This window comes from Bradyrhizobium guangdongense, from assembly GCF_006483445.1.
GTDB lineage: Bacteria > Pseudomonadota > Alphaproteobacteria > Rhizobiales > Xanthobacteraceae > Bradyrhizobium > Bradyrhizobium guangdongense_A.
This window is the reverse complement of the sequence record NZ_PPPT01000031.1, coordinates 21,930-28,371: the sequence shown is the minus strand read 5'-3', so window position 1 is coordinate 28,371 and position 6,442 is coordinate 21,930. Positions and strand designations below refer to the sequence as shown.

7 protein-coding genes are annotated in these 6,442 nt (G+C 66.2%); all 7 read right to left on the bottom strand.

What is annotated here, in order from left to right; genetic code table 11:
- A partial coding sequence (locus C2U70_RS04945) for a methyl-accepting chemotaxis protein (protein WP_140976744.1) occupies positions 1-1,593 on the bottom strand: 1,593 nt, incomplete at its 3' end.
- A gap of 397 nt (positions 1,594-1,990) precedes the next feature.
- Positions 1,991-2,974, bottom strand: coding sequence for a dihydroxyacetone kinase subunit DhaK (gene dhaK, locus C2U70_RS04940; RefSeq protein WP_140976743.1), 984 nt, complete (start codon positions 2,972-2,974; stop codon positions 1,991-1,993).
- Positions 2,975-3,056: 82 nt separating this feature from the next.
- Positions 3,057-3,479 (bottom strand): hypothetical protein, encoded by a 423-nt coding sequence (locus C2U70_RS04935; RefSeq protein WP_433960662.1) that lies wholly within the window; start codon positions 3,477-3,479, stop codon positions 3,057-3,059.
- Positions 3,472-5,091: a phosphoenolpyruvate--protein phosphotransferase gene (gene ptsP / locus C2U70_RS04930; RefSeq protein ID WP_140976742.1), complete on the bottom strand. Its 1,620-nt coding sequence runs from the start codon at positions 5,089-5,091 to the stop codon at positions 3,472-3,474. Before ptsP ends, C2U70_RS04935 begins: the two co-directional genes overlap by 8 nt.
- A 1-nt stretch (position 5,092) precedes the next feature.
- Entirely contained in the window at positions 5,093-5,401 is a 309-nt protein-coding gene (locus C2U70_RS04925) for an HPr family phosphocarrier protein (protein WP_140976741.1), read from the bottom strand.
- 24 nt (positions 5,402-5,425) lie between these two features.
- Positions 5,426-5,818 carry a dihydroxyacetone kinase phosphoryl donor subunit DhaM gene (gene dhaM / locus C2U70_RS04920; protein WP_140976740.1) on the bottom strand — a complete coding sequence of 131 codons (393 nt, stop codon included), beginning with the start codon at positions 5,816-5,818 and terminating at the stop codon, positions 5,426-5,428.
- The gene (dhaL, locus tag C2U70_RS04915; RefSeq protein ID WP_140976739.1) at positions 5,815-6,438 is read right to left on the bottom strand and encodes a dihydroxyacetone kinase subunit DhaL; all 624 of its coding nucleotides are present in this window, start codon (positions 6,436-6,438) and stop codon (positions 5,815-5,817) included. Before dhaL ends, dhaM begins: the two co-directional genes overlap by 4 nt.
- Positions 6,439-6,442: the final 4 nt, after the last annotated feature.

The window sequence follows — 6,442 nt, the reverse complement described above, 5'->3', positions numbered from 1 at the left end:
TGCCACCATCGAGGCGGCCTCGCCCGCGCGGGCCGCCTCGATGGTGGCGTTGAGGGCCAGCAGATTGGTCTGGCCCGCGATCATGCTGATGAGATCGACGACATCGCCGATGCGCGCGGCGGCCTTCGACAATTCGCTCACGCTATCCGTCGTGGTCCGGGCCTGCGCGACCGCCTCGGTGGCCATCCGGGCGGATTGCCGGACCTGACGGCCGATCTCCTTGACCGAGCATGACAGCTCCTCAGTGGCCGAGGCCACCGATTGCACATTGACGGAGGCTTCTTCCGAGGCTGATGCCACCGACGTCGCCAGTTCCTGCGCCTGCTCCGCCGTGCCTGCCAGCGTGCCGGCGGATACCTCGAGCTGGCCTGACGAGGCCGAGACGACGGTAACGATGGTGCCGACCGCACTTTCGAATTCGTCCGCGAGCTTCATCAGGGAGGCCCGCTTCTCGGCCTCGGCGCGCTGCCCGCTTGCCGTCTGCTCCTCCTCAAGGCGTCGGATGTGCTCTGCATTCTCCTTGAACACCTGCACGGTCGCCGCCATCTGCCCGATCTCGTCGCGGCGCCGAAGCGCCGGCACCGCGATCGTAAGGTCGCCCTCGGCGAGCTGCCGCATGGCGCGGCTGAGCGAGCGCACCGGCACCGTGATGCTGCGCGCAATCACGAAGCCGACCAGCGCGGCAAAGGCAAGCGAGATCAGCGACAGGATCAGCATCCATCGGCTGGCGCCGGCTGCGGCCTCGGCCACGGAGACGCGGCTCAAGTCCTGAACGGCCGCCACCGCCTGTTTCACCGCGATCGCCTCGGCCCGCATCTTCTCGCTGAGCCGATCGATGCTAGCCGCGAGCTCCTGCCGCTTGCCCAGGGCGTTGGACAGGCGGCCGAGATCCTCCAGATAGCGCTTCAGGCTGCCGGTGAAATCGTCAAAGCTGTCCTTGAGGTCGTCGTTGTCCTTCAATTCCGACGCGAGCCCGGCGGCCAGTTCCGCGACCTTGGCGAGCTCGGCGCGCAAGGTCGGTTCGTCCTTGCCGCTGGAAGCGAAGCGGATGGTCAGGGCCCGCGCGCCCAGATAACGATCGAGCACGACGGCAAAATCGCTCCTGCCACCGATCAGGTCCTTCAGGGCTTTGCGGATATCGCGGTCGTCATAGGTGAGACCGTCCTCGACCTCCTGACGCAAGGTGACGCGCTCATAGAGGGTCAGGAGGCTCTCATCGACCTCCTTGTTCAATTTCCTGATGGCGTCGACGTGCTGCTGCTGGGCTGGATCCGAAATCCGTGCGGCGAACGCCTCGAGATGCTTGCTGACAGCATCCGCCCGCTGCGTGACGTCAAACTTCTTCTCGGGCGACCCGGCGCTGACGAATTCCGCAGCAGTCCGCTGCAGATCGCCGACCATCACCTGCAGGCGACTCGCCTCCTCGACCACGCCGGCGGACGCTGCATAGGAGTCGAACAGCGCGACGGTGCCGTTCACCTGCAGCCGGCCGTAGCCCGCGATCATCGCGAGCAGAACCAGCAAGGTGCCAAAGCCAAGATAGATGCGCAGCGTGATCGAGCCGGCACCAAGCAGTGCAGAGAAACGCTTCATCGGCAAAAATCCAATTTGAAATTTCTACGCGCGACGAGAATCGTGCTGCGAGATCGATACGTTCAGTATGAGGCGATTTACTAAAATATGCGTTAAGGGGGCACGAGCGGGAGAGATGCTGCATTGCCTACGAAATACGACAATATCCGTGACGTTGCACGACTTCGATCGAATTCATTTTGTTTATCTTTGTGTTTAGTATTTTGACGTGTTCAGTGAATCGCGATTTTCTTGAACGTCTGGGTGTTCGTGCCCTCGCAAAAAAAATGCCGTGTCCGGAGGACACGGCCAGTTTCAGGGAGGAACGGCCGGGACGAACCCGGCGCAGGGGTAGACCGTCACCCGGCCGATACGCGACGGGGACGGCAACGATGATCGCATCCGCTCACGGCCGCGATCACCATCTCAGGGCAGCCGTGCGCACGGGAGCATCCCAAAGCGCAGCGGTCTCGGCATCGAGCAGGCTCACCGTGAGCGAGCAGCCGGCCATCTCCAGCGAGGTGACATAGCTGCCGACCAGCGAACGGGCGATGCGCAGGCCGCGCTTTTCCAGCATGCGGCGCGCGGCGTTGTACATCAGGTAGAGCTCGATCGTGGGCGTGCCGCCGAAACCGTTGACGAGCAGCAGCGCTTCGCTGCCAGCGCGCGCATCGAGATCGCCGGCGATGGCCGCGATCATCTCGTTCGCGATCGCATCGGCCTGCTCCAGCTTGACGCGGCGGCGGCCGGGCTCGCCGTGGATGCCGACGCCCATCTCCATCTCGTCCTCGCCGAGCTTGAAGGTCGGAGAGCCCGCGGCAGGAACGGTGCAGCTCGTCAGCGCCACGCCCATCGAGCGGGTCCGCGCGTTGACGCGCGTGCCGAGCGCGACGCAAGCCTCGAGGTCGGCGCCCTTTTCGGCGGCGGCGCCGACGATCTTTTCGACGATCAGGGTGCCGGCCACGCCACGGCGCCCGATGCTGTGGGTGGAGTTCTCGACCGCGACGTCGTCGTCGGTCACGATGGTGGCGGTGCGGCCCTCGGCGATCTCGGCGGCCATCTCGAAATTCATGCGGTCGCCGGCATAGTTCTTGACGATGAACAGCGCGCCCGCCTCGCCTGCGACGGCTTGCGCGGCCTCGACGATCTGGTCCGGCGTCGGCGAGGTGAAGACCTGGCCGGGACAGGCAGCGTCCAGCATGCCATGGCCGACAAAACCTGCATGCAGCGGCTCGTGCCCGCTGCCGCCGCCCGACACCAGCGCGACCTTGTTCGGGTTCAGCTCGCGGCGCCGCACGAATTTCCGTCCCTCGCCGAGCGCGAGAATATCCGCATGCGCAGCCGCGAGCCCGTCCAGGCTCTCCGCGAGCACGTTGTCGACCGAATTGATGAATTTTTTCATTGTCTCCTCCCCGCTTCCCCCGGGCTTTCTTGTTTTGACGCGTTTTCTTCACGCGAACCGGTTTCCACTTCGCTCGAAAACGCTATTTCTCCCGCATGATCGCACTCAGCCGCCGCGCAAACTCCTGGAGCAGCGCATCGAGCTCGTCGTTCCGCTTGGCATCGCCGAGGTCGGGCAGGTGCAAGGTCAGCGTCCGCTCATGCGCGCCTTCGGTCAGCCGGCCGATGCGGCGCGGATGCGCGCGCGCATAGGCGCGCAGGAACGCGGATTTGGCCTGCGGCGGAAAATGGCAGACGTCGAAGATCGTGTTGAGATGCTGCACCGGGATCGGCACCGGATAGGCCGGATTGCTGATCTGGCTCACAAAACTGCGGTTCTTGCCCATGGCATGCGCAAGACGCAGCCGCATGCCCGACGGGCGGCTTTCCAGCACCTCCTTGAAGATGCGCTTGTAGACCGCAACTGCACCGGCTTCGGCCGGCTCGTCCATCGCCGTATCAGCCAAGGCCGCCTCCGCCAGAGAGACGGTCGATGGTCTGCTTGATCTGTGCGAGCGCGGACGCATTCACGGACAGCTCGCGCAGGCCGCAATTGAGAAGCGCGGGCAGGCAGCGCGGGTCGCTTGCCATGTCGCCGCACAGGCTGACGCTGAGGCCGGCGCGCCGGCCGTGGTCGGCGGTGCGCGCGATCAGCTCGAGCACGGCCGGATGCAGGGGATCCATCAAGGGGGCGAGAGCTCCGTTGGAACGATCGCAGGCCAAGACATATTGCGCGAGGTCGTTCGAGCCGATCGAGAAGAAGGCGGCCTTGAAGGTTGCAATCGCCAGGGCCGCCGCGGGGACTTCGACCATGATTCCCAGCTCAGGGAGCATCGCGGCAACGCCCTCGGCCTGCAAGCGCTGCACAATGTCGGCGAACAGCTTCCGCCCGGCCTCGAGCTCGTCGGCCGAGGTGACCATCGGGAACATGACCTTGAGATTGCCGCGCACGGCCGCCCGCGCCAGCGCGCGGAGCTGGACGGTGAAGACATCAGGCCGCGCCAGGCACAGCCGCAGGCCGCGCACGCCGAGGAAGGGATTGGCCTCGCCGTCGATCGTGAAGCCGGGCACCGGCTTGTCACCGCCGGCATCGAAGGTGCGGATGGTGACCGGGCGCTGCCCGGCCCAGCGCAGGACCGCGTCATAGGCCTGGAATTGCGTCTCCTCGTCGGGCACGCCGCCGCGCTCGCCGAGCAGGAATTCGGTGCGCATCAACCCGATGCCATCGGCATATTGCGCGTCGGCATGCGCGAGGTCGTCGACGCTCTGGATGTTGATGAGGAGCTTGATGCGCTCGCCGCGCCACGACGCCGTCGGCCGTCGCAGAATCGCGCGCGCAGACGCCCGGCTCTTGCGATGGCTTTCGCGCCGCGCCTCGAACAGGCGGACCTGCTCGGCGCCGGGATCGAGCTCGAGAATGGCGCCTTCGCCGTCGAGCAGCGCGGTGGCGCCGACGTCGGGGACCGCGCCGAGCTGCACGACCATGGGGATGCCCCGCGCGCGCGCCAGCATCGCAACATGGCTGGTGGGGCTGCCGCGCAAGAGCGCCAGGCCGCCGCCGGCGGTCCAGTCGATCTCCAGGAAACGCGACGGCGGCAGGTCGTCGGCGCAGACCACGGCGCCGGCCGGAATCGTCAGCGCCTCGCCCTCGCCGCCGCGCAAGGTGTTGATGACGCGATCGCGGAGGTCGGCGAGGTCGGAGGAACGCGCCTTGAGATATTCGTCCTCCGCCGAATCGTAATCCGCGATCTGGGCATCGAGCGCCGAGCGCCAGGCGACGTCGGCGGCATCGCCATCGCCGATCGCGGCAAAAATCTCCTCGAGGAAATCTTCATCCTCGAGCAGCGCGACCTGGAATTCGAGGATCTGCGCGGCTTCGCCGCCTGCGATAACAGCGAGATCGGCGATCTGCCGGCTCGCCACGTCGATGGCATTGCGCAGAGCGAGCGCCTCTTCGACCAGCGTACCGGCCACCCGCGCGTCCCTGGTGTCGACGTCGACACGGACGAAGGGGCCATGGGCAAAACCGATCGAGGCGGTTCGGCCGCGATAAGCCAGTCCTGCAGCGCTCCCCTGCATGCTATGACGCCTCGTCCGGAAAGTCGGTTGCGATCAGATTGACCAGCGCGGCCACGGCCGCCTCCGCGTCACTGCCGGACGCCTTGATCTCGATCGTGCTGCCGTGCGCGGCGCGCATCGCCATGATCTTGGCCACGCTCTTGGCGTTGATCCAGTCCGGCGCGCCTTCGACCCGGACGGAAATCTGGGCCTGGAACTTCTTGGCAAGCTTGGTCAGCTTGACGGCCGGCCGCGCATGCATGCCCACCGCGTGTACCAGCCGCACATTGCCGCTGAAGATATGTCCGTCCGCCTTGTCCAGCATGCTCATCACCATTATCGCTTCGCCGACGCGTCAGTCGGCAGAGAGTTCCTCGGCCACGGCCCGCACCTGGGCCAATGTGCTGCCGCCGGCAGCTTCGGTCGCCGCCATCACCGCGCCCTCGACGATCGGGGCGTTGCAGACGACGACGAGATCGCGCTGGGCCGGCTCCAGCATTTCGACCGCCATTTCGCTGTTGGTCTCGGCGCCGCCGAGATCGACCAGAATCGCAACGCCCTTGGCGGACCAGGCGTCGTTGATGGCGTCGATGATCGAGGCAACGCTGGTGCCCAACCCTCCGTCGGGATTGCCGCCGCAAAACGCGACCTTGACCTCGCTGCCGACCATCTGCCGCACCATGTCGGCGGTGCCCTTCGCGATGTCCTTCGAGTGCGAGACGATCACGATACCCACGGTCTCGGTCATTGCCTGTCCTCCAGCCTCGCGCAAACCGCCTGCACGAGAACGCAGCTCGAGCGCGCGCCGGGATCGACATGTCCGACGCTGCGGGCCCCCAGAAACGATGCGCGGCCCTTGGTGGCCTGCATCGGCGCGGTACGCTCGACGGCTTCGGCTGCCGTGGTGCGGACACGCGCGATCAGGTCGGGCTGGCCGGCCGCAGTCTTCAGCGTCTCCAAAACGGGAACGAGCACGTCGAGCATGGTCTTCTCGCCGGCCTGCGAGCGGCCGCGCGCACTGACCGCATTGACGCCGCTGCCGAAGACATCGGCCAGATCGTCGGGTAGATGCTTGTCGTGCGACAGCGCTTCGCCGGCCGCGAGGAAGAAGCTGCCATAGAGCGGGCCGGAGGCGCCGCCGACCGTCATCACCAGGGTCTTGCCGATCGTCTTCAGCGCCTCGTCGAGCGGCTGCGCCGAGATCGCGTCGAGCTTGCCGAGCACGGCCTCGAAACCGCGCTTCATGTTGATGCCGTGGTCGCCGTCGCCGATCGCCTGATCCAGGCTCGTGAGCTCGGGCGCGCAGGAAATGACCTGCTCGGCGGCCACCTTGACCAGCGACTTGAACGTCTCGGGTTGCAGAGACATCGCG

Excerpts from the sequence above, each read along its gene's own strand:
- dhaK (WP_140976743.1), bottom strand. The coding sequence starts at position 2,974 with ATGAAAAAATTCATCAATTCGGTCGACAACGTGCTCGCGGAGAGCCTG.
- ptsP (WP_140976742.1), bottom strand. The coding sequence starts at position 5,091 with ATGCAGGGGAGCGCTGCAGGACTGGCTTATCGCGGCCGAACCGCCTCG.
- C2U70_RS04925 (WP_140976741.1), bottom strand. The coding sequence starts at position 5,401 with ATGAGCATGCTGGACAAGGCGGACGGACATATCTTCAGCGGCAATGTG.
- dhaM (WP_140976740.1), bottom strand. The coding sequence starts at position 5,818 with ATGACCGAGACCGTGGGTATCGTGATCGTCTCGCACTCGAAGGACATC.
- dhaL (WP_140976739.1), bottom strand. The coding sequence starts at position 6,438 with ATGTCTCTGCAACCCGAGACGTTCAAGTCGCTGGTCAAGGTGGCCGCC.